A 22,745-nucleotide genomic window follows, 5' to 3' on the forward strand; every position below is an offset into this window, starting at 1 on the left:
TAACAATGGGCGCGGCTACGGTCGCGCCCCTCACCTGGTCAAACAGGAGGTTCCCATGAGCGGAACACGCGTGTCTTTCTACAACCTGGCCTGGCGTTGGCACTTTTACGCGGGGCTGTTCGTCGCCCCGTTCATGATCCTGCTGGCGATCACCGGGATCATCTACTTGTTCAAGCCGCAGCTCGACCCGCTGCTGTACCGCGACTTGATGGTGGTCGAAGCCGGCCACCACCGACAGGCCGCAGACACCCTGCTCGCCGAGGTACGCCAGGCGTATCCGCAAGGCCATGTCGGCCAATACCTGCCGCCCCTCAATGCCGAGCGCAGCGCGCAGTTCGTGGTGCATGACGGCGGGCGCGAACTGAACGTGTTCGTCGACCCCTACAGCGGCAAGCTGCTCGGTGAGCAGGATGGCAAACAGAACTTGCAGGCGGTTGCCCGCGCCCTGCATGGCGAATTGATGGTTGGCACGGTGGGCGATCGCCTGGTGGAGCTGGCCGCGGGCTGGGGCATCGTGCTGGTGGTGTCCGGCTTGTATCTCTGGTGGCCACGCGGGCGCAGCAGCGCTGGCGTGCTGTGGCCGCGTTTTTCCGCGCGCGGTCGGCTGCTGTGGCGTGACCTGCATGCGGTGACGGGGTTCTGGGGCTCGGCCCTGCTGCTGTTGATGCTGCTCAGTGGCATGACCTGGACGGGCATGTGGGGCAAGCAGTATGCCGATTTGTGGAACCGCTTCCCGGCAGCGATGTGGAACGACGTGCCCAAATCCGACCAGCAGGCCCGGGAGCTCAACAGCGCCCATCGTCAGACCGTGCCTTGGGCGGTGGAGAACACCCCCATGCCGCAGTCCGGCGCACATGCCGAACATGCCGGGCATCACATGATGTCGAACGCCCCGGCGGCGCCGCAGGTGAGCGTGCAACAGGTCGAGGACATTGCCACTGCGCGCCAGGTGGCGCCGGGCTACAGCATCACCTTGCCGACGACGGCAGACGGCGTGTTCACTGTCGCGGTATTCGCTGACGACCCGCGTAACGACGCCACCCTGCATGTCGATCAGTACACCGGCAAGGTACTGGCCGACGTGCGCTGGCAGGATTACAGCCCGGTTGCACGGGCTACCGAACTGGGCGTGATGCTGCACGAAGGCAAGATGTTCGGGGCGTTTAACCAGATCATCATTCTGCTGGTGTGTCTGATGATCCTGCTGGGTTCGGTCAGTGGCCTGGTGATGTGGTGGAAACGCCGGCCCGCGGGCGGGCTGGGTGTGCCGCCGCTGCGTCATGACTTGCCGCGCTGGAAAACGGCTGTTGGGGTGATGGTGGCGCTGGGGGTGATGTTCCCGCTGGTGGGGGTATCGATGGTGGTGATGTGGGGGGTGGACAGCTTGGTGGTGCGGCGTAGGGTGATGGCCAGCGCCTGATTGCAGTATTGAGCATACCGGCCTCTTCGCGGGGCAAGCCCGCTCCCACAGGTCTCGCGTTGCTGTGGGAGCGGGCTTGCCCCGCGAAGAGGCCAGGCGCTGCACCGCAAAGGTCGTGTCGATCTGTCGCGCCCCGAATTGGGACGCCCGTGTTAGCCTACTTGGCTTTCACAAAAAAAGACTGACCCTCAATGGAATGCAGCCAATGACCCGGACCTCTTCCCCGCCCGCTGAAGAGCAGCATCTGCAGCGCAACCTGACCAACCGCCACATTCAGCTCATCGCCATCGGCGGCGCCATCGGCACCGGCCTGTTCATGGGCTCGGGCAAGACCATCAGCCTCGCCGGCCCATCGATCATCTTCGTCTACATGATCATCGGCTTCATGCTGTTCTTCGTCATGCGCGCCATGGGCGAACTGCTGCTGTCGAACCTCAACTACAAGTCGTTCATCGACTTCTCGGCAGACCTGCTCGGCCCCTGGGCCGGCTACTTCACTGGCTGGACCTACTGGTTCTGCTGGGTAGTCACCGGTATCGCCGACGTGGTCGCGATCGCCGCCTACACGCAATTCTGGTTCCCGGACCTGCCGCAGTGGATACCCGCGCTAACCTGCGTGGCAGTGCTTTTGTCACTGAACCTGGTGACCGTGAAAATGTTCGGTGAGATGGAGTTCTGGTTCGCCCTGATCAAGATCATCGCCATCCTCGGCCTGGTCGCCACCGGCCTGTACATGGTCATCACCGGCTTCGAATCGCCGAGCGGGCGCACCGCGCAACTGGCCAACCTATGGAATGACGGCGGCATGTTCCCCAACGGCCTGATGGGCTTCTTCGCCGGTTTCCAGATTGCCGTGTTCGCCTTTGTCGGTATCGAACTGGTCGGCACCACCGCCGCCGAAGCGAAGAACCCCGAGCGCACGCTGCCACGGGCGATCAACTCGATCCCGATCCGTATCATCATGTTCTACGTGCTGGCGCTGATCGCGATCATGGCCGTGACCCCATGGCGCGACGTGGTACCGGGCAAGAGCCCGTTCGTCGAGCTGTTCGTGCTGGCCGGCCTGCCAGCAGCGGCCAGCATCATCAACTTCGTGGTACTGACCTCGGCAGCCTCGTCGGCCAACAGTGGCGTGTTCTCCACCAGCCGCATGCTCTATGGCCTGGCCCAGGAAGGTGACGCGCCCAAGGCACTGGAAAAACTGTCGAGCCGCGCGGTACCGGCCAACGGCCTGTACTTCTCCTGCACTTGCCTGTTGCTGGGCGCGGTGCTGATCTACCTGATTCCCGACGTGGTCGAGGCGTTTACCCTGATCACCACGGTGTCGGCGGTGCTGTTCATGTTCGTCTGGACGCTGATCCTGCTGTCGTACCTCAGCTACCGCAAACGCCGTGCTGCACTGCACCAAGCGTCGAAGTACAAAATGCCCGGCGGGCGCTTCATGTGCTACGTGTGCCTGGCGTTCTTTGCCGGCATTCTGGTGCTGCTGAGCCTGGAGGCGGACACCCGCTCGGCCTTGCTGGTTACGCCGATCTGGTTCGTGCTGCTGGCAGTGACCTACCAGGGTGTGCGCAGCAAGCGCCATCCACGCACGGCGGTGCGTAACGGCTGATAACACTGGGGCCGCCGCGCGGCCCCAATGCTGTGCACGCGAATCATTCAGGCACCATCCTGGGCCTTCTCCACGCCCTATTTCCTCGCACAGCCTCTCTATTTCGCACCTTCTGCCACTCGGCACACCCCTTGCAACGCCCCTCCCGCTTGGCCAACACGATAAAAACTCAGCGGAGAGAGCACATGAAGCGTCGCAGTCTGATCAAGGCCTTTACCCTCAGCGCATCGATTGCGGCGATGGGCCTTAGCTGGAGCATTCAGGCCGCCGAGACCATCAAGGTCGGCATCCTGCATTCGCTGTCGGGGACCATGGCCATTTCCGAAACGTCGCTCAAGGACATGGCGCTGATGACCATCGAGCAGATCAACGCCAAGGGTGGGGTGAACGGCAAGATGCTCGAAGCGGTGGTTGTCGACCCGGCGTCCAACTGGCCGCTGTTCGCTGAGAAGAGCCGCCAGCTGCTGACCCAGGACAAGGTGGCGGTGGTATTTGGCTGCTGGACCTCGGTGTCGCGCAAGTCAGTGCTGCCGGTGTTCGAAGAGCTCAACGGCCTGCTGTTCTACCCGGTGCAATACGAAGGCGAAGAGATGTCGCCGAACGTTTTCTACACCGGCGCCGCGCCTAATCAGCAGGCCATCCCTGCCGTGGAATACCTGATGAGCGAAGACGGCGGCAGCGCCAAGCGTTTCTTCCTGCTGGGCACCGACTACGTCTACCCGCGCACCACCAACAAGATCCTGCGCGCCTTCTTGCACAGCAAGGGCGTAGCCGACAAGGACATCGAAGAGGTCTACACGCCATTCGGCCACAGCGACTACCAGACCATCGTCGCCAACATCAAGAAGTTCTCCGCCGGCGGCAAAACGGCAGTCATCTCCACCGTCAACGGCGACTCCAACGTGCCATTCTACAAGGAGCTGGCCAACCAGGGCCTGAAGGCCACCGACGTGCCGGTGGTGGCGTTCTCGGTAGGCGAAGAAGAGCTGCGCGGCATCGACACCAAGCCGCTGGTGGGCCACCTGGCGGCGTGGAACTACTTCGAGTCGGTGGATAACCCGGTCAACCAGAAGTTCGTCGCCGACTGGAAGGCTTACGCCAAAGCCAAGAACCTGCCCGGCGCTGACAAAGCCGTGACCAACGACCCGATGGAGGCCACCTACGTGGGCATCCACATGTGGGCGCAGGCGGCCGAGAAAGCCCAGTCCACCGATATCGACAAGGTGCGCGAGGCGTTGGCTGGCCAGAGCTTCCAAGCCCCGTCCGGTTTCACCCTGACCATGGACAAGACCAACCACCACCTGCACAAGCCGGTGATGATCGGCGAGATCCAGGATGACGGGCAGTTCAGCGTGGTCTGGGAAACCGAGCAGCCATTGCGCGCACAGCCTTGGAGCCCGTTCATTCCGGGTAACGACAAACGCCCGGACTATGCAGTGAAAGGTAACTGAGAGCACGGGGGCCGCGCTGCGGCCCATTCGCGGGCAAGCCCGCTCCCACAGGGATTGCTTTACACAGGTCCACTGTGGGAGCGGGCTTGTCCCGCGAAGAATCCACCGCCGATTTCCAGGATTACTCGCATGCTCAGACTCCTGCTCACCCTGCTCCTGCTCATACCCCTGGCAACCCAGGCCAGCGAGGGCGAATTCTTCCTCACCGCCAAGCCCGCCGAGCAAGCCCGTTTGCTCGAAGGCTGGGCGGCGCAACCCGATGCCGCGCGCCTACCGCTGCTGGACAACCTGCGCCAGGGCCGCATCGCCGAAGGCGACACCCGCAAGGTGCGTCTGAATAACCGCCTGCGCGGCCTGATCGACAACGCGCTGGCCAGCCACCAACTGCTCAGCGACAACCACGACACACGCCTGGCCGCCGCCCAGCAACTGCAAAAGAGCGCGCAGCCTGCACAGATGGCCTTCCTCGACCGCCGCTTTGCCAACGAACCGGACGCAGCGGTACACGCCGCCCTCGGCCTGGCCTTGGCCAACCTGCAACTGGGCGCCAGCGAGCCTGCTGTACGTCTGGCCGCCGTGCGCCTGCTGGGCGAGACCGGCGACCCGGTCGCCCGCACGCGTCTGGAGGCCCTGCTGCAACCCGACGCGGAAACCGACGCAGCCGTGCGCACCGCCGCTGAAACCAGCCTGGCCCAGGTCAAACGCAAACTCATGGTCGGCGAACTGCTCGGCCAGGCCTTCAGCGGCCTGTCGCTGGGCTCGATCCTGCTGCTGGCGGCCTTAGGCCTGGCGATCACCTTCGGCCTGCTCGGGGTGATCAACATGGCCCATGGCGAGATGCTCATGCTCGGCGCCTACAGCACCTACATGGTCCAGGTGCTGCTGCAGCGTTACGCCCCCGGCGCGATCGAGTTCTACCCGCTGATTGCCCTGCCCGTAGCCTTCGCCGTCAGCGCCGGGGTCGGCATGGCGCTGGAACGCACAGTGATCCGTCACCTTTACGGCCGCCCACTGGAAACCCTGTTGGCGACCTGGGGAATCAGCCTGATCCTGATCCAGGCCATCCGCCTGCTGTTCGGCGCGCAGAACGTCGAAGTCAGCAACCCGGCGTGGTTGTCCGGGGGTGTTCAACTGCTGCCCAATCTGGTGCTGCCGTACAACCGCCTGGTGATCATCGGCTTCGCCCTCGCCGTGGTGTTGCTCACTTGGCTGCTGCTCAACCGCACGCGGCTTGGCCTGAACGTGCGCGCAGTGACCCAGAACCGCAACATGGCCGCCTGCTGTGGCGTGTCCACCGGGCGCGTCGACATGCTCGCCTTCGGCCTGGGTTCGGGCATCGCCGGGCTCGGTGGTGTGGCCCTGAGCCAAGTCGGCAACGTTGGCCCGGACCTGGGCCAGAGCTACATCATCGACTCGTTCCTGGTGGTGGTGCTCGGCGGTGTCGGGCAACTGGCCGGCAGCCTCTGGGCCGCCTTCGGCTTAGGGATAGCCAACAAGCTGCTGGAGCCGCAGATCGGTGCGGTGCTTGGCAAGATCCTCATCCTTGCGTTGATCATTCTGTTCATCCAGAAGCGCCCGCAAGGCCTGTTCGCCCTCAAGGGACGGGTAATCGACTGATGAACCAGCCACTGCTTGTCACCGCTTCGCAAAAAGCCGGGCCGCGCCTGTCGCTGGCCATCGGCGCCGTCGTCGTCCTGCTGTTGCTGGCGCTGCCGTTACTGTCGCTGCTGCCGGCGGACCACACGCTGCAAGTCTCGGCCTACACCCTGACCCTGGTCGGCAAGATCCTCTGCTACGCCATCGTCGCGCTGGCCCTGGACCTGGTCTGGGGCTATGCCGGGCTGCTGTCGCTGGGCCACGGTCTGTTCTTTGCCCTCGGCGGCTACGCCATGGGCATGTATCTGATGCGCCAGGCCGCTGGGGACGGGCTGCCGGGCTTCATGACCTTCCTGTCGTGGACCGAACTGCCCTGGTACTGGGCCGGCACCCAGCACTTTGCTTGGGCCATGTGCCTGGTGGTGCTGGCGCCGGGCTTGCTGGCACTGGTATTCGGCTTTTTCGCCTTCCGCTCGCGGATCAAGGGCGTGTACTTCTCGATCATGACCCAGGCCCTGACCTTCGCCGGCATGCTGCTGTTCTTTCGCAACGAAACGGGGTTTGGCGGCAACAACGGCTTCACCAGTTTTCGCACCATTCTCGGCTTCGACATTGCCGCGCAAGGCACGCGCGCGGTGCTGTTTCTGCTCACCGTCGGCCTGCTGCTGGCCAGCCTGTACCTGTGCTGGCGCCTGACCCAAAGCAAATTCGGCCGCTTGCTCACCGCCGTGCGTGACGCCGAGAACCGCCTGATGTTCTGCGGCTATGACCCGCGCGGTTTCAAACTGCTGGTGTGGGTGCTCAGCGCCGTGCTGTGTGGCCTGGCCGGCGCGCTGTACGTGCCTCAGGTGGGCATCATCAACCCCAGCGAAATGTCGCCGACCAACTCCATCGAAGCCGCGGTGTGGGTCGCCCTGGGCGGGCGTGGCACGTTGATCGGCCCGCTGCTCGGCGCCGGCCTGGTCAATGGCATGAAGAGCTGGTTCACCGTGGCGTTCCCCGAGTTTTGGCTGTTTTTCCTCGGTGCGCTGTTCATTCTCGTCACCCTGTACCTGCCCAAGGGCGTGGTCGGCCTGCTGAAGAAAAGGAGCCAGCCATGAGAGGCGTGCCCCCTGTGCACCCGGAGTTCATGCTTGAACCGGTGTTCGACAACCTCGGCAGCGGCCGTGACGCCATCGGCCTGGGCAGCCGCCGCACAGCGGGCCTGGACACCCGCCACGGCACGGTGCTGAGCCTGGAAGGCATCAGCGTCAGCTTCGATGGCTTCAAGGCCCTTAACGCGCTCAACCTGTACATCGGCGTAGGCGAGTTGCGCTGCATCATCGGCCCCAACGGCGCGGGCAAGACCACCATGATGGACGTGATCACCGGCAAGACCCGCCCCGACACCGGCAGCGCATTCTTTGGCGACACCCTCGACCTCACCCGCATGAGCGAATACCACATCGCCCAGGCCGGTATCGGCCGCAAGTTCCAGAAACCGACGGTGTTCGAAGCGCTGACGGTGTTCGAGAACTTGGAGCTGGCGCTGAAGGCCGACAAGTCGGTGTGGGCCAGCCTGGCCGCGCGTTTGAGTGGTGAGCAGCAGCAGCGCATTGACGCGGTGCTCGCCACCCTGCGCTTGCAGCCTCTGGCGCAGCGCCAGGCTGGGCTGCTGTCCCACGGCCAGAAGCAGTTCCTGGAGATCGGCATGTTGCTGGTGCAGGAGCCGCAACTGTTGCTGCTCGACGAGCCGGTGGCCGGCATGACCGATGCCGAGACCGAATTCACCGCTGAACTGTTCAAGGGCCTGGCCGGCAAGCATTCGCTGATGGTGGTGGAGCATGACATGGGGTTTGTCGGCAGCATTGCTGACCATGTGACAGTGCTGCACCAGGGCAGCGTGCTGGCGGAGGGCTCGCTGGAGCAGGTGCAGGCGGATGAACGCGTGGTCGAGGTGTATCTGGGCCGATGATCTTCGCAGCCTGTTCCGCCCCTTTCGCGGGCAAGCCCGCTCCCACAGGTACACCACTGGATTTGGGTACTGTGGTGTACCTGTGGGAGCGGGCTTGCCCCGCGAAAGGGCCGGTGCAGCCAGAGTAAAAAACAGGGACATGACATGCTGAAAATCGACACCCTGCACCAATACTACGGCGGCAGCCACATCCTGCGCGGCCTGTCCTTCGAGGCCAAGGTCGGCGAAGTCACCTGCCTGCTGGGCCGCAACGGCGTGGGCAAGACCACCCTGCTGCGCTGCCTGATGGGCCTGGTCGCCGCCCGCGAAGGCAGCGTCGAATGGGAAGGCAAGCCGATCACCACGCTCAAGCCCCAGCAACGGGTCCAGGCCGGCATTGCCTATGTGCCCCAGGGCCGCGAGATCTTCCCGCGCCTGACCGTCGAGGAAAACCTGCTGATGGGCCTGTCGCGCTTCCCCGCCCGCGAGGCCCGTGAAGTGCCCGCCTTCATCTACGAATTGTTCCCGGTACTCGAACAAATGAAACAGCGCCGGGGCGGCGACTTATCCGGCGGCCAGCAGCAACAGCTGGCCATTGGCCGAGCGCTGGCCAGCCGGCCACGCCTGTTGATCCTCGACGAGCCCACCGAAGGCATACAGCCCTCGGTGATCAAGGAAATCGGCGCGGTCATCCGGCGCCTCGCCGAACGTGGCGACATGGCCATCTTGCTGGTGGAGCAGTTCTACGATTTCGCCGAAGCACTGGCCGACCAGTATCTGGTAATGGCCCGTGGCGAGATCATCCAGCGCGGGCGCGGGGAAAACATGCAGGCAGAAGGTGTACGCGGGCTGGTAACCATTTAATCTGCGCCCATCGACCTTGTGAGACGCTGCAATGAGCCAGGAAATTCGCGACGCCTTGCCCGCCGACGTGCAGGGCATCCTCGACATCTACAACGACGCCGTGCGTAACACCACGGCGATCTGGAACGAAACCCCGGTGGACCTGGCCAACCGCCAGGCCTGGTTCGAGGCCCGCGCACAGCAGGGCTACCCGATTCTGGTGGCGGTAGATGAGACGGGCGTGCTGGGCTATGCATCGTTCGGCGACTGGCGGCCGTTCGAAGGGTTTCGCAACACCGTGGAGCACTCGGTGTACATTCGTGGCGACCAGCGCGGCAAAGGCCTGGGGCCGCAGTTGATGGTCGCATTGATCGAGCGCGCGCGGGGCTGTGGCAAGCATGTGATGGTGGCGGCGATCGAAAGTGGCAATGCGGCGTCGGTACGCCTGCACGAACGGCTGGGGTTCGTGGTGACCGGGCAGATGCCGCAGGTGGGGGTGAAGTTTGGGCGGTGGCTGGATTTGACCTTCATGCAGTTGGTGCTGAATCCAGGGGCTGAGCCCGCTTAAGCTTTATGCTGCCTGCACCGGCCTCTTCGCGGGGCAAGCCCGCTCCCACAGGTACCCCACTGCATTCAGATTGAGTGGAGTAACTGTGGGAGCGGGCTTGCCCCGCGAAGAGGCCCTGACAGGCAAACACATCTACATCTGTGTAAACCGCCCCAGCCGCTGCTTGAGCATCTCCCACAGGTACCCCACTGCATTCAGAGTGAGTGGAGTTACTGTGGGAGCGGGCTTGCCCCGCGAAGAGGCCCTGACAGGCAAACACATCTACATCTGGGTAAACCGCCCCAGCCGCTGCCTCAGCATGCTGTTCTCACTGCGCAACTGCTGCACTTCCTGCAACAGCTCCAGCGCCAGCGCCACGCCTTCCCACTCCAGCTCCAGCTCCTGGTGCAGCTTCGCCGCCCGCTTGGCCAGCAGCGGCGCCTGATCATCGAACAGCCAGTCCTCCGGCGTTCGCCCTTTCGGTTCAACAATACCGTGCTCGACGATCTCGACCACGTAGTCGGCCGTGATGTCGGCCTCCTGGCAAAGGGTGCGCATGTCCAGTTGAACGATCAGGGTGCTGCTCATGATCACTTACTCCATTGTGCCCTCGGGTTGAACGCGGCCGTCTCGGAAAGCTTGGCCCACAGTTCACGGGTAGACGCGTCGGATGCAGTCGGCATGACCACTTTGAGCTGCGCATAGAGGTTGCCACGCTCGCCGTGCTTGTTGGCCAGGCCCTTGCCCGGCACACGCAGGCGCTGGCCGCTCTGGCTGTCGGGGCGGATGGTCAGGTTGATCTTGCCGTCCAAGGTCGGCACCGCCACCTTGGCGCCCAGCGCAGCCTCCCACGGTGCCAATGGCACCGTGATGATCAAGTCATGACCTTCGACATCGAACAGCGGATGCGGTGCCATGCGAATGGTCAGGAACAGGTCGCCATTGGCCCCGCCGCCACTGCCTGGTGCACCCTGGCCCTTGAGGCGGATGCGCTCGCCGTCGGTCACCCCGGCGGGGATCTTGACGTTCAGGGTCTTGGTGGTGAACCCGGTGCGCTGCCCGGCGGCATTGGTTTGCGGCACTTGGAAGCTGATCTGCTTGGATTCCTTGCTCAGGGTTTCCTCAAGGAAAACCGCCAGTTCCAGCTCCACGTCCTGCCCTCGCCTGCCTGCGCTGCGCTGTTGCCGGGCGCCGCCAAACGGGCTGCCCCCTCGTGCGCCAAAAATCGAGCTGAAGAAGTCGGAGAAGTCGCCGCCTTCGAAACCACCGCCCGCACCACCGCCCCGGTTTTCCCAGCCTGGCGGTGCCTGGAACGGCCGGCCATGCTGGCCGCCGTACTTGCGGATCTCGTCGAATTCGGCACGTTTCTGCGCGTCGCCCAGCACTTCGTAGGCCTCGTTGGCCTCTTTGAATTTGTCCTCGGCGTCGCGCTCCTTGCTGACATCGGGGTGATACTTGCGTGCCAGCTTGCGGTACGCGGCCTTGATGGCCTTGTCATCCGCCGTGGGCTCTACGCCGAGTATCTTGTAATAGTCTTTGAAGTCCATTTATGGATCACCAATGTGAATTTGCGTGTTGCAACTGAAGATAGGGGTCAAGCATAGCCTTTCAAGGCCCGCTTGGGATTGCTGCATGGCAGACGACTGGTCTTGATTCTGTTGCCAACTGGCATAAACTGCGCGGCCGTTTTGCCTCCGGAAGTTTTTTTCCCATGTCTGACGTATCCCCGGCCCGCGCCCTTGGCATCGACTTTGGCACCTCCAACTCCACGGTCGGCTGGCACCGCCCCGGTGTCGAGTCGCTGATTGCCCTGGAAGACGGCAAGATCACCCTGCCTTCGGTGGTCTTCTTCAACATCGAGGAGCGTCGCCCGGTGTATGGCCGCCTGGCGTTGCACGAGTACCTGGAAGGCTACGAAGGCCGCCTGATGCGCTCGCTCAAGAGCCTGCTCGGTTCCAAGCTGATCAAGCACGACACCAGCGTGCTGGGCAGCGCCCTGCCGTTCAAGGACCTGCTGGGCATGTTTATCGGCGAGCTGAAAAAGCGCGCCGAAACTGCCGCCGAGCGCAGCTTCGAGCAAGTCGTGCTGGGTCGCCCGGTGTTTTTTGTCGATGAAGACCCGGCCGCCGACCAGGAAGCCGAGGACACCCTGGCCGACGTGGCGCGCAAGATCGGTTTCAAGGACGTGTCGTTCCAGTACGAACCGATTGCCGCAGCCTTCGACTACGAGTCGAGCATCAGCCGTGAAGAGCTGGTACTGATCGTCGATATCGGCGGCGGTACCTCCGACTTTACCCTGATCCGCCTGTCGCCCGAGCGCCACCTGGTGGCCGAACGCCAAAGCGATATCCTCGCCACCGGCGGTGTGCACATTGGCGGTACCGATTTCGACAAGCAGCTGAGCCTACAGGGCGTGATGCCGCTGTTCGGCTATGGCAGCCGGATGAAGAGCGGCGCGTTGATGCCGACCAGCTACCACCTGAACCTGGCCACCTGGCACACCATCAACGCCCTGTATTCGCAAAAGTCGCAGCTGGCCTTGGGCAACATGCGCTATGACATCGAGGACACCCTGGGTATCGACCGCCTGTTCCAGCTGATTGAGCAACGTGCTGGCCACTGGTTGGCGATGGAAGTGGAAGCCAGCAAGATCGAGCTGACCGAGCACGACAGCCGCCACATCGACCTGCGCCGGGTAGAGCCTGAGCTGACGGCACAGCTGACCCGCGCGGTGTTCGAAGACGCCATCAATGGCCTGCTGGAGCGCGTGCGCGGCAGCGTCAGCGAGCTGCTGAACAAGGCCGGGGTGAGCGAAGAGCAGGTGGATACGGTGTTCTTTACCGGCGGTTCGAGCGGGATTCCGGCGCTGCGTAACAGCGTGGCGGCGATGCTGCCTAATGCGCGGCATGTGGAAGGCAATATCTTCGGCAGCATTGGTAGCGGGTTGGCGATCGAGGCGCGCAAGCGGTACGGGACAGCCTGAGGTTTTCTCTACCGCCTGAGTGGGCCTCTTCGCGGGGCAAACCCGCTCCCACTGGTACTCCACTGTACTTGAACACTGTGGTGTACCTGTGGAAGCGGGCTTGCCCCGAAGAGGCCCATTCAGGTTAGACCAGCTCCACCCGCTTAAGCTCACTCTTCAGGTAGGCATAGTAGATCGGCCCCGCCACCACCCCCGGCAAGCCGAATGCCGCCTCGAACACCAGCATCGCCAGCAGCAGCTCCCACGACTTGGCACTGATCTGCCCGCCCACGATCCGCGCGTTGAGGAAGTACTCGACTTTGTGGATAACGATCAGATACCCCAACGCCGCCATCGCCACCCAGATCGACAATGACAGCCCGACAATGGTGATCAGGGTGTTGGACATCAGGTTGCCGATCACCGGCAGCAGGCCGAGCAGGAAGGTCAGCACGATCAGCGTCTTGGTCAGCGGCAGGTGCACACCAAACATCGGCAGCACCACGGCCAGGAAAATACCCGTGAAGGTGGTGTTGAGCAGCGAGATCTTGATCTGCGCGAAGACAATGTTGCGAAACGCCTGCACCAGCAGGCTCAGGCGTTCGAACAAGGCTGCCGCCAACGGCTTGCGCCGAGAAATGTCAGGGATACGCTGCAGGGCAACGATGGCCCCGAGGATCATGCCGATCAGCAAGGTGACGAACATGTGCGCCATGCCCTTGCCCACCAGTTGCAGCTCGCCCAGGTGGCTCTTGAGCCAGTCGCCGATGGCCACTTTGAACTCGGCGGCACTGGCCGGCAGGTAGCCTTCGATGAACGGCGGCAACTGCCCACGGGCCCGCTCGACCAGGGCCATGAACTTGTCCAGCGAAGCCCCGGGGTTCTCCGCCTCGTGCAGCAGGAAGCTGAACGCGCCAGCGATCAGCAGGGTCAGGGTACTGACCACCAAGGTGCCGAGCAGGGCCACGGCCAGCCAGCGGGCGCGTTGCCCGGCGATCAGTGGCTGCAACCGCGGCGTGAGCATGTTGACCAGTTCGAACACCAGCAAACCGGCAAGCAGGCTCGGCAGCAGCTTCAGGGGCAGCGCCAGCAACAGGCCGGCAAACACGATGATCCAACTGGCCAAGGTGACCTGGCGGGGGGTGAAAGTCATACAGCCTCAGGGGCAGACAACGGAAAAGACCCGCAGTCTGCCAGCCTTCGTCCTACAGGCATAGGCGCAGGTCATTTCTTCTTAAGGCAGTCGCTCATGAACGCCTTGCGTTCGTCACCCTTGAGTGCTTTGGTGCTGGCATCGGCGTTGCAGGTCTTCATCTTTTCCTGCTGGGTGGCAGGCACGCTCTTCTTCAGGCAGTTGCTCATGAACGCCTTGCGCTCATCGCCCTTGAGCGCCTTGGCGGTGGCGTCGGCATTGCACGTGGTCATCTTTTCCTGTTGCGCGGTGGCGGCGAATCCCTGCGCGCTGAACAACACAGCCAATACCAGCAATGGCATTTGCAACAGCTTCATGGAGTGGTCTCCTGGTCTCCGCGCCCAATGCACGGTGGTGCAACTGAGTGTAGACAAAAATGCTTACACCCCAGCCCGCGCCTGACGCCGGTACTGCTCCGGGGTGCAGTGGGCCTGGCGCTGGAACATGGCAATGAATGCCGAGGCGCTGCTGTAGCCGAGGTCGAAGGCAATGGCCTGGATAGGCAAGCCCGCTTCCAGCGCCTCGATAGCCCGCAGAAAGCGCAGGCGCAGGCGCCACTCGCCAAAACTGATGCCCAGTTCGCGGATGAACTGACGGGCCAGGGTCCGTTCGCTGACATGCACCTGCGCCGCCCAGTCGGCCAGCGGGCGATTGTCACCCGGGGCGTGGCTCAAACCGTCGAGCACCTGGCCCAGGCCCTCGCTGCGGGCGAAGGGCAGGTAGCAGGTCTGGGTCGGCGCCAGCAGCAACTGGTCGAGCAGCACCTGCACCAGGCGCTGGTCGCGCTCGTCCTGCGCCACGCTCAGCTCACGCCGAGCGAAGTCGCCGAGGATGGCCTTGAGGATATCGCTGATGACCAGGCTGCACGGCTGTTGCGGCAGGTCGGCGCACAGGCTGCGGTCCAGGTAGACCGAGCGATAGACGATGGCCTGTGGGTTGTAACAGCCATGTTCGGTGCCCGGCGGCACCCACACGGCATAGTGCGGCGGCGAAAGGAAACGCTGGCCTTCGACGTCCAGGTGCATGACGCCGTGGGCGGCGTAGTTCAGCTGGCCCCAGGCGTGGCAGTGGGGGGCGCTGTGGGTGCGAGCGCCGAATTCGTCGTGGCGAAAGTACACCGGCGCCGGGAGTTGGTCGAAACCTGGGATGACAAGGTATTTGCGCGGCATGCTGTCTGCTTCAAAGGGCGGGTTGTCTGGATACAAGTATAGGCTTGTGAACAGACAGCGGATAATACCGGGCTATCGGGGCCTGCTGCGCAGGCCTTCGCGGGCAAGCCCGCTCCCACAGCTAGAGCGCTGCCCCTGTATCTGTGGGAGTGGGCTTACCCGCGAAGGGCTGCAAGGCAGCCCCAACCTGGCCAAACCGAGTAACCGCGATATGAACTACACCTTCCCCCTCCTCGCCATCCTCATCTGGGCTGGCAACACCGTGGTCACCAAGCTGTCCGCCGGTGCCATCCACCCCGCCGAGATCGGTTTCTACCGCTGGCTGCTGGCTGGCCTGCTGTTCACCCCGTTTCTGCTGCCCGCCGTGTGGCGCAACCGCGCCGCCATCCGCCCGCACCTGGGCAAGGTGTTCGTCCTCGGCGTGCTGGGCATGGCCCTGTACCAGAGCCTGGCGTACTTCGCCGCCAGCATCACCAGCGCCACCAACATGGGCATCATCCTCTCGCTGATGCCGTTGATGTCGCTGGCCCTGTCCATCGCCTGGCTCGGTCAGCGCCTGAGCTACGGTGCTTTGGCCGGCGCGGTGGTGTCGTTCTTCGGCGTGCTGGAAGTGGTCAGTGCGGGCCAACCAGGTGCCTTGCTGGAGCAGGGCCTGAACAGCGGCGACCTGCTGATGCTGGTGGCCACCCTGGCCTACGCGCTGTACAGCTTCCTGCTGAAGAAATGGCAGCTGCGCCTGCCGCCCTTGCAGTTGTTGTACTTGCAGGTGCTGGTGGCCATCGTTGTGTTGCTGCCGCTGTTCCTGCTGTCGCAGAAGACCGGGCTGAACGCTCGCAACATCGGCCTGGTGCTGTACGCTTGCGTGCTGGCCTCGATGATCGCACCGCTGGTATGGATGCAAGCCGTGCATCGCCTGGGGCCAAGCCGCACCACACTGTTCTTCAACCTGCTGCCACTGGCAACCGCCTTGATCGCCGCCGTGGTGCTGGAGGAACAACTGGCCAGCTACCACCTGGTCGGCGGCGTGCTGACCCTGGTCGGGGTGATTCTTGCCGAACGCTGGACCACACCCGTGCGCCGCCTTACAACCCCGCAGCCTTGAGCCGGGCCGCGTGCTCGGTGAACAGCCGCACCGGTTCCGCGCCCTTGCCCACCGCCCCCAGCGACTGGTTGACGATGTCCAGGTGGTCGAGCGGATAGTCATCACCGATCACCTGCCCCAGGTGTGAGCTGAAGCGCCCGACCATGCCATCACAATGGCCTTTTTCCTTGACGAAACTGCGGGCGAACAGGCGGCAAAAGCGGTTGCTGCCGTCAAAACGGTTGCGCCCCTGGTCGGTAAGGCCGGGCTGCAAGGTGCCCGACCAGGAGTAGTAGCGCACGCCATTGACCTCGGCCGGCCCTTCACCGCCCCAGGTGTCGGGCAGGCCCTGTGGATACGCCTGGTTGAACAGCGCCACCCCGGCGCTGGTCAGCGACTGGTGCGAGGCGTGCACATCGATGGGCAAGCGGTCACGCCGCCAACCGGTTTCGAGCCCTACCAGCAGCACCGCCAGGCCATGCAGCACGGCCTTGAGAATACGCCCCTGAGGTGAATCGCCAGGCGCCGTGCGTTCCAGGTGATCGGCCAGTTCAGAGCCATGATTGGGCCCGGCCACCGACGTCACCGAAGCCACCCGGTCGGGCCGTTTGGCGGCCGCATAGCGCGCATCCAGGGCGCCCTGGCTATGGCCGATGAGGTTGACCTTGGGCGCGCCGCTGCGCTGGCAGATGTCTTCGATGATCGCCAGCAACTGCTCGCCGCGTACTTCGCTGGAATGCAACGGCGACACCTGCACGGCATGTACCCGCGCGCCGCCCTTGCGCAAGGCCGGCACAATCCCGAACCAGTAGGGGTAGAGCAGCACCCGAACGAAACCGAGCATGCCCGGCACCAGCACCACAGGGTATCGCGTAGCCAGTTCCTGCCCCATTGCCCTGCCCCTCTCCGTGGACGACGGCCCACACTACAGCGGCTTCGATGACCATCGCAATCGAACTCCTGACGCGCCGCGCGGTTCCAAACCAGAACAAACCCCTGAGCAAGGAGCGGGACCATGTACAAGCAGACCCTGGCAATCCTTCTGGCCAGCGCAACCCTCGCCGCCTGCGGCAGCCGCCCGGAAAACCCGGTGGATTACGTCACTTACCGCGATGAGCCGCTGGTCAAGCAGGTCGAACACGGCATGACCATGCAGAAGGTCATTGCCATCGGTGGTAGCCCCTCCAACGTGATCGACCTGCCGCATGGGGGCACCTGCAACGACTACATCCTCAACCGCGACGGCCAGCAGCAGCCCTACTACGTGCGTTTCGACGCCACCGGGCATGTCGATGCGAAGGGCTTCAAGACCTGCAAGCAACGAGAAGAGGACAGCGACGCCGTCCACGGCGCGTGAGCCTTCGGTACACCTTGACCCCCCGTCCTGATCCGTTTGGAGATAACCATGAGCAACGTTGAACTGACCGATGTGAAAACCCTGCGCGAACGTGCCCGCCAGCACGTCGAGCAAGGCGCGGTGACCGAGGGTTACCACGCCGACCGTACCCAAATCCTGCGCCTGCTGAACGAGTCGCTGGCTACCGAGCTGGTCTGCGTGCTGCGTTACAAGCGCCACTACTTCATGGCCAGCGGTATCAAGGCCAGCGTTGCGGCCGAGGAGTTTCTCGAACATGCCAACCAGGAAGCCGAGCATGCCGACAAGCTGGCCGAGCGGATCGTGCAGTTGGGTGGCGAGCCGGATTTCAACCCGGATAACCTGACCAAGAATTCCCATGCCCAGTACGTGGCGGGCAGTAATCTGAAAGAAATGGTGCTGGAAGACCTGGTCGCCGAACGCATCGCGATCGACAGCTACCGGGAGATCATTCAGTACATTGGGGATAGCGACCCGACCACGCGGCGTATCTTCGAAGACATCCTGGCGCAGGAAGAAGAGCATGCGGACGATATGTCCGATCTGCTGCAAGGGCTGTAATCGCTGGGGCTGCTTTGCAGCCCTTTCGCGGCACAAGGCCGCTCCCACAAGTGCTCCGCAAAGCCTGAACCTGTGGGAGCGGCCTTGCCGGGGCGCCGGACCGGCCGGAATGGGCCGCAAAGCGGCCCCCCTTCACCTATTTCTTGCCTTTGACCTCAGTCGGCGCCTTGCCCGCCTTCATCTGCTGCAACAACGGCGTGCACTGATTAGGCTCATCCCCACTGCTCGGCGCGATCAATGCCAGCAGCCCCGCCGCCGGCCCCGCGACCACCCCTAATGCCACCATCCCCGCACCACGCAAGGCCAACGGCAGCGCCTGCACACCCGCACTGGGCTTGGCGAATGGCCCCCGTACATACAGCGGCGAACGCAACGAGAACAGCCGCAGGCCTTTGGATTCCGGGGTGATCTTCAGATCAAGCTGCTCACTGGCAAAGTTGGCCGTGCCATTGATGTAGATAATCGCGTTCTCGGTATCGAAGATGAACAGGCGCGTTGTCGCCAGCCCATCCTTGATGCCGACATCGGCCGCCGCGCAGTTGATCTGCACATCCTCGTCGCCGAACAACTTGCCAATCACGTAGTTGCCCACGTTCAACCCGGCGATTTCCATCAGGCTGCGGCTGATCGCGCCATCATTGATCAGCATGCGCAGGTCGCCATTGGCCGTGCCCAGCAGCGCTGCGACCGAGTTACCGCGGCCGGTGATGTCTGCATCGCCGTTGAGTTCGCCAAAGCTGGTCTGCATCGGCGCAAAACTGGGGAACAACTGCTTGAGCTTGAAGCCCCGCGCAGTCAGCTGCGCGCGGCCCTGCAAGGGTACGCTGCGCCCGTCCAGGCGGATCCTGGAGGCCAGGTTGCCGCCAGCCACGCCAAAGCGCAGCGGTTCCAGGCGCAGCAGGCCATCTTCCAGAATCACGTGGGCAGACAGGTCATTGAACGGCAATTGTTCACTGTGGACGATGCGCTTACCGGCAAATTCGACGTCGGCATCCATGGCCCGCCAGCGTTCGGTACGGAACTCCTCCACCGGCAGCACCTTGCCTGCCGGCTGCTTGCTGGCCCCGCCGCGTGCCTTCTGTTCGGCGTTGGAATCGGCCCCGATCAGCGGCGCCAGGTCCTTGAACAACAGCTGGTTCGAGACCAGCTTACCGGACAGCTTGGGCCGTGGCTGGCTGGCGACGAAGGCCAGGTCACCGTGGATATCACTGTCGCCAATCTTGCCGTTGAAGCCTTGGTAATTGAAGGTCGCGCCCTGCGCGGCATGCAGGTTGGCATTGAGGTGGCCGTCGGTGGCGTAGGCCGGTGTATCCGGCAAGGTCACGCCGGTCAGCGGGTAGAGGTTGCCCAGGCTTTTGCCGGACAGCCGCAGGCGCAGATCAAGCGCGCCAAGGTTGCGCGGGTCGGTCAGGGTACCGGCAAGCACCACATGGGTATCGGCGATGCGTACGTCGGCCTGCAAGGGGAAGGGTTGGCTGGCGTCCTGCAGTGCCAGCAGGCCACCGATCTTGCCAGTGCCGGACACCGGCTGGCCTTTGTAGCGGCCCTGCGCCTTGAGGCCGAAGGCATAGTCCTGGGCACCGCCGGTTTGCTCGGCATGTGCCTTGCCGACGATGTCGCTGAACGGGATCGGCTTGCCCAGCGGGTCGATCTGCACCTTCATGCTGGTCTTCAGGGTCTGGTCGTCGAGGCTGACATTGCCTTGATCAAAACCAATGGCGCCGATATCCAGCTGCCATTTCGAGGGCTCTGCGTGTTCGTCCTTGGGACCGAAGTCGAAGGCCCAGTTGGCACGGCCGTCGGCCAGGCGGGTAAGGCTGGCGGTCGGTTTGGTCAGGTTGATACGCGGGATGACGATCTGCTGGAACACCAGCGGCAGCGGCGCCAGGCGTAACTCGACACGTTCGAGGCCGACCATGGTCGGCGCCTTGAGCCACTCGGGGTTGCCCAGGGTCAGGTCTTCGGCGATGAAGTGCGGCCAAGGCACCCACGCGCGCCAACCGCCTTCTTCAGGTTCGGTACGCCACTGCACTGCAAGGTTGCCATTGATTGCGAAAGGCCGGTGCAGGGCCTCGGAGACCTTCTCGTTGAGCAACGGCTTGACGCGGTTCCAGTCGAAGGTGGCGATTACCACCACCAGTATGGCCAGCAGGGTCAACAGGGTGGCAAGGGTCCAGACGAGGATTCTGGCGGGTCGCGTCATTGCGTGATTCTCCTGACGGCATGGCACGTAGCGGGTGCCGATGGCACTCATTAACTCGGACTGATGAAAACCCGCTGGGTTTTATCTGTGGCGCCATGATAGCGAAGTTTTTCCTGGCTTCTTGCTCAGCATTTGGTCAGGCCAGCGGTGTAGCGTTACTCGCCAAAGATAGAGGCAAACAGCCACTATTCACGTCGAGATAGCCGCTTTAGAGCCTCTGGCGACCTCTATCAATGCTGTCGATTGTTACCATTATCCTTATGAACTTTTCTCTGGCGTTACCGGGCGTAGCATTGGCTCCGTACCCACTTTCCAGCCCCCCAGAGGAGCACCGAAATCATGAAACGCCACCTGCTGACCCTGACCCTGTCCATCCTTGCTGCCAACGCCTTCGCCCTGCCAGCTGCCGATCAGCACCTGTCCGCCGAATCGCGCTCCAGCGCCGCTGAAATCGCCCAGCCGCTGAAAACCGTTGCCGAAGGTGGTTCTGATCGCCTCATCGAACAAAGTGGCCGCGTTGCCGAAGGTGGCTCGGACCGCCTGATCGAACAAAGTGGCCGCGTAGCTGAAGGTGGCTCGGACCGACTGATCGAACAAAGTGGCCGTGTTGCTGAAGGTGGCTCGGACCGCTTGATCGAACAAAGTGGCCGCGTAGCTGAAGGTGGCTCGGATCGCCTGGTTGAACTCAGCCGTGTGAGCTGATCGCCATGGCCGAAAAGAACAACCTGCAGCACAATGCCTGCTCACCTCCAAGCCCGGTCCATTGACCGGGCTTCGTTTTATTATCTAGAGTGCCCTGCCTCGACCGACACAGAATCCTGACCCATGCTGCCGCGTGCCGAACAGAAGCTACAGACCCGCCAGGCCCTGCTCGATGCCGCCTGCCAGCTCATGGAGAGTGGCCGTGGCTTCGGCAGCATCAGCCTGCGCGAAGTGGCGAAAACGGCGGGTATCGTGCCGACCGGTTTCTACCGGCATTTTTCCGACATGGACGCTCTCGGCCTGGCCCTGGTGGCCGAGGTCGATACCACCTTCCGACAGACTATCCGCCTGGTGCGCCAGAACGAATTCGAGTTTGGCGGCATCACCGACGCCTCGGTGCGTATCTTCCTCGACGTGGTCGCCGCCCACCGGGCCCAGTTCCTGTTCCTGGCCCGTGAGCAATACGGCGGCTCGCAGGCGGTTCGCCAGGCGATTGCACGCCTGCGCCAAGACATCAGTGACGACCTGGCCACTGACCTCGCGCGCATGAAACGTTGGCAACACCTGGACGGCGCGGCGCTGGCGGTGATGGCCGACCTTGTGGTGAAGACGGTGTTCGCCACCCTGCCCGAGCTGATCGACAACCCAGACGCGGGTTATCCACAGGCCCTGACCGCACAGGAAAAGATCACCCAGCAGTTGCGCTTCATCTTCGTCGGCGCACGGCATTGGCAAGGGCTGAGCAACCCGAGCTGATCTTTGGGCTGTACAGGCCTCTTCGCGGGCAAGCCCGCTCCCACACGAATGGCACCGTTTTCAAGAGCAGTTCAACGACCTGTAGGAGCGGGGGCTTGCCCGCGAAGAGGCCCACGTAAACAACCCAAAACCCCAGTTCTGCTACCATGGCGCACTGCCCGATTGTGACGAGCGCTTTCATGTCCGACCCCCGCCCCACCCCGCCCGAACTGGCCCGCTTCAACCAGCACTTCGCCGAGCGTATCGTGCCGTTGTGGCAAGGCCCGGGCTGGAATATCGAAATGGCCCTGCCCTTTGAGGCCCTGGATGCCCAGCACCGGCCATTGCCGGTTCAGCGCTACCGGGCGATGGCCTGTGCGCGCCAGCTGTACCTGTTCAGCAGCCGCATCGAGCAACCGGGTGCGGCAGAGCGGGCGGCGGCGTTGTTCCGCTCGCTGCAGCGGCATTTTCATGATGCCGAACACGGCGGCTGGTTCTACAGCATCGATGCCGAAGGCAAGCCGCTGGACCGCCGCAAAGACCTCTACACCCACGCGTTCATCGTGTTTGCCTGCGCGCATTACTGGGGCAAGGTCGGCGACAGCCTGGTGGCCTCCGCGCTGAACGCTGCCCTGGAAATCGTCAGTGAGCAGTTCGCCCGCGACGACGGCCTGTACGAGGCCAGCCTCGGTGAAGACTGGGCCGACCTGGGCAGCGGCCCGCTGCAGAACCCGCAGATGCACCTGGCCGAAGCTTTCCTGCAGGTGCTTGCCGTGCGTGAAGATCACGGCGTGCAGCAGGCGTTGCTGCAACTGTGCGATGCCCTGCAGGCGCAGTTCATCGAACCGCAGCATGGCCTGATGCTGGAAAAACCACGCGGGGCTGTGGATAACTGGTTCGAACCCGGCCATCAATTCGAGTGGTTCTATCTGCTCGATACCTCGGCACTGCTACGCGAAACCCCACTGCACGCTTCGATTGCCCGCGCGTTCGATTATGCCGAACAGTGCGGAGTGAAGGATTCGGCCGTATTGGCGATGTTGGCAGTGGACGGCAAGGTGATCGATGCCACCCAGCGGATCTGGGCCCAGGCGGAGTACTTGCGGGCGCTGGTATTACGCGCGGGGAGTGAAGCGAAGCTGGCTGCGCAGTTGCGGGCGCTGGAGCAGCGGTTCCTGCATGATGGCGGCTGGTATGAGTGCCGGGACAGTGAGGGTGCCGTCAGCCGGCATGACATGCCTTCGACTACGCCTTATCACTTGGCGACTTGCCTGGAAGGCTTGCAGCGCTTGAGCTAACGCATTCGCGGGGCAAGCCCGCTCCCACAGGTATTTGTGCACGGCGCTTTACCTGTGGGAGCGGG

General features: G+C 63.3%; 22 protein-coding genes. 15 read left to right on the forward strand and 7 right to left on the reverse strand.

The window, feature by feature from the left end; translation table 11 throughout:
• Positions 1-55 precede the first annotated feature (55 nt).
• The 8 genes from ACSSU5_RS07835 to ACSSU5_RS07870 all read left to right on the forward strand — a co-directional run bounded on the left by ACSSU5_RS07835 (position 56) and on the right by ACSSU5_RS07870 (position 9,423).
• Complete coding sequence (locus ACSSU5_RS07835; RefSeq protein ID WP_492560944.1) at positions 56-1,420, forward strand: PepSY-associated TM helix domain-containing protein; 1,365 nt, start codon at positions 56-58, stop codon at positions 1,418-1,420.
• Between the two features lie 205 nt (positions 1,421-1,625).
• Complete coding sequence (gene cycA, locus ACSSU5_RS07840; protein WP_492560945.1) at positions 1,626-3,032, forward strand: D-serine/D-alanine/glycine transporter; 1,407 nt, start codon at positions 1,626-1,628, stop codon at positions 3,030-3,032.
• Between the two features lie 185 nt (positions 3,033-3,217).
• Positions 3,218-4,483, forward strand: a complete 1,266-nt coding sequence (gene urtA / locus ACSSU5_RS07845) for an urea ABC transporter substrate-binding protein (protein ID WP_492560946.1) — start codon at positions 3,218-3,220, stop codon at positions 4,481-4,483.
• Positions 4,484-4,612: 129 nt separating this feature from the next.
• Positions 4,613-6,100 carry an urea ABC transporter permease subunit UrtB gene (urtB, locus tag ACSSU5_RS07850; RefSeq protein ID WP_492560947.1) on the forward strand — a complete coding sequence of 496 codons (1,488 nt, stop codon included), beginning with the start codon at positions 4,613-4,615 and terminating at the stop codon, positions 6,098-6,100.
• Positions 6,100-7,179 carry an urea ABC transporter permease subunit UrtC gene (gene urtC, locus ACSSU5_RS07855; protein WP_492560948.1) on the forward strand — a complete coding sequence of 360 codons (1,080 nt, stop codon included), beginning with the start codon at positions 6,100-6,102 and terminating at the stop codon, positions 7,177-7,179. Before urtB ends, urtC begins: the two co-directional genes overlap by 1 nt.
• Positions 7,176-8,033 carry an urea ABC transporter ATP-binding protein UrtD gene (gene urtD / locus ACSSU5_RS07860; protein ID WP_492560949.1) on the forward strand — a complete coding sequence of 286 codons (858 nt, stop codon included), beginning with the start codon at positions 7,176-7,178 and terminating at the stop codon, positions 8,031-8,033. The genes urtC and urtD overlap by 4 nt, the downstream gene beginning before the upstream one ends.
• A gap of 144 nt (positions 8,034-8,177) precedes the next feature.
• Positions 8,178-8,876, forward strand: coding sequence for an urea ABC transporter ATP-binding subunit UrtE (urtE, locus tag ACSSU5_RS07865; protein WP_264311397.1), 699 nt, complete (start codon positions 8,178-8,180; stop codon positions 8,874-8,876).
• Between the two features lie 31 nt (positions 8,877-8,907).
• Positions 8,908-9,423, forward strand: coding sequence for a GNAT family N-acetyltransferase (locus ACSSU5_RS07870; RefSeq protein ID WP_492560950.1), 516 nt, complete (start codon positions 8,908-8,910; stop codon positions 9,421-9,423).
• 261 nt (positions 9,424-9,684) lie between these two features.
• Here ACSSU5_RS07870 and ACSSU5_RS07875 read toward each other — a convergent pair whose 3' ends face one another.
• Together ACSSU5_RS07875 and cbpA are read right to left on the reverse strand one after the other, a co-directional pair.
• Positions 9,685-9,990, reverse strand: a complete 306-nt coding sequence (locus ACSSU5_RS07875; RefSeq protein ID WP_264311395.1) for a chaperone modulator CbpM — start codon at positions 9,988-9,990, stop codon at positions 9,685-9,687.
• A gap of 2 nt (positions 9,991-9,992) precedes the next feature.
• Positions 9,993-10,949, reverse strand: a complete 957-nt coding sequence (gene cbpA, locus ACSSU5_RS07880; RefSeq protein WP_264311394.1) for a curved DNA-binding protein — start codon at positions 10,947-10,949, stop codon at positions 9,993-9,995.
• Between the two features lie 164 nt (positions 10,950-11,113).
• On the opposite strand from cbpA, the gene ACSSU5_RS07885 reads away from it, so the two are divergent.
• Complete coding sequence (locus tag ACSSU5_RS07885) at positions 11,114-12,385, forward strand: Hsp70 family protein (RefSeq protein WP_492560951.1); 1,272 nt, start codon at positions 11,114-11,116, stop codon at positions 12,383-12,385.
• Between the two features lie 124 nt (positions 12,386-12,509).
• Here the strand turns inward: ACSSU5_RS07885 and ACSSU5_RS07890 are convergent, their stop codons facing one another.
• From ACSSU5_RS07890 to ACSSU5_RS07900, 3 genes are all read right to left on the reverse strand, one after another.
• Positions 12,510-13,517, reverse strand: a complete 1,008-nt coding sequence (locus ACSSU5_RS07890) for an AI-2E family transporter (protein WP_264311392.1) — start codon at positions 13,515-13,517, stop codon at positions 12,510-12,512.
• Between the two features lie 71 nt (positions 13,518-13,588).
• Positions 13,589-13,873, reverse strand: coding sequence for a PsiF family protein (locus tag ACSSU5_RS07895; protein ID WP_264311391.1), 285 nt, complete (start codon positions 13,871-13,873; stop codon positions 13,589-13,591).
• A gap of 63 nt (positions 13,874-13,936) precedes the next feature.
• Complete coding sequence (locus tag ACSSU5_RS07900) at positions 13,937-14,725, reverse strand: AraC family transcriptional regulator (protein WP_264311390.1); 789 nt, start codon at positions 14,723-14,725, stop codon at positions 13,937-13,939.
• A gap of 211 nt (positions 14,726-14,936) precedes the next feature.
• On the opposite strand from ACSSU5_RS07900, the gene ACSSU5_RS07905 reads away from it, so the two are divergent.
• Positions 14,937-15,827 (forward strand): DMT family transporter, encoded by an 891-nt coding sequence (locus ACSSU5_RS07905; RefSeq protein ID WP_492560952.1) that lies wholly within the window; start codon positions 14,937-14,939, stop codon positions 15,825-15,827.
• Here ACSSU5_RS07905 and ACSSU5_RS07910 read toward each other — a convergent pair.
• A complete protein-coding gene (locus tag ACSSU5_RS07910) occupies positions 15,808-16,698 on the reverse strand; it encodes an esterase/lipase family protein (protein WP_264311388.1) in 891 nt (296 codons plus the stop codon). The two genes, ACSSU5_RS07905 and ACSSU5_RS07910, sit on opposite strands and share 20 nt — an antisense overlap.
• A gap of 123 nt (positions 16,699-16,821) precedes the next feature.
• On the opposite strand from ACSSU5_RS07910, the gene osmE reads away from it, so the two are divergent.
• On the forward strand, positions 16,822-17,163 hold the full coding sequence (osmE, locus tag ACSSU5_RS07915; RefSeq protein ID WP_264311387.1) for an osmotically-inducible lipoprotein OsmE: 342 nt from the start codon (positions 16,822-16,824) through the stop codon (positions 17,161-17,163).
• 48 nt (positions 17,164-17,211) lie between these two features.
• Positions 17,212-17,742: a ferritin-like domain-containing protein gene (locus tag ACSSU5_RS07920; RefSeq protein WP_492560953.1), complete on the forward strand. Its 531-nt coding sequence runs from the start codon at positions 17,212-17,214 to the stop codon at positions 17,740-17,742.
• Between the two features lie 136 nt (positions 17,743-17,878).
• Here ACSSU5_RS07920 and ACSSU5_RS07925 read toward each other — a convergent pair whose 3' ends face one another.
• Positions 17,879-19,945 carry an AsmA family protein gene (locus tag ACSSU5_RS07925; protein WP_492560954.1) on the reverse strand — a complete coding sequence of 689 codons (2,067 nt, stop codon included), beginning with the start codon at positions 19,943-19,945 and terminating at the stop codon, positions 17,879-17,881.
• 339 nt (positions 19,946-20,284) lie between these two features.
• Here ACSSU5_RS07925 and ACSSU5_RS07930 point away from each other — a divergent pair, with 339 nt between their 5' ends.
• The 3 genes from ACSSU5_RS07930 to ACSSU5_RS07940 all read left to right on the forward strand — a co-directional run bounded on the left by ACSSU5_RS07930 (position 20,285) and on the right by ACSSU5_RS07940 (position 22,680).
• Positions 20,285-20,647: a hypothetical protein gene (locus ACSSU5_RS07930; protein ID WP_492560955.1), complete on the forward strand. Its 363-nt coding sequence runs from the start codon at positions 20,285-20,287 to the stop codon at positions 20,645-20,647.
• A gap of 123 nt (positions 20,648-20,770) precedes the next feature.
• Complete coding sequence (locus ACSSU5_RS07935; RefSeq protein ID WP_264311384.1) at positions 20,771-21,403, forward strand: TetR family transcriptional regulator; 633 nt, start codon at positions 20,771-20,773, stop codon at positions 21,401-21,403.
• Between the two features lie 179 nt (positions 21,404-21,582).
• Positions 21,583-22,680: an AGE family epimerase/isomerase gene (locus ACSSU5_RS07940; RefSeq protein ID WP_492560956.1), complete on the forward strand. Its 1,098-nt coding sequence runs from the start codon at positions 21,583-21,585 to the stop codon at positions 22,678-22,680.
• Positions 22,681-22,745: the final 65 nt, after the last annotated feature.

This window comes from Pseudomonas sp. E1MeOHC2 (assembly GCF_058745025.1).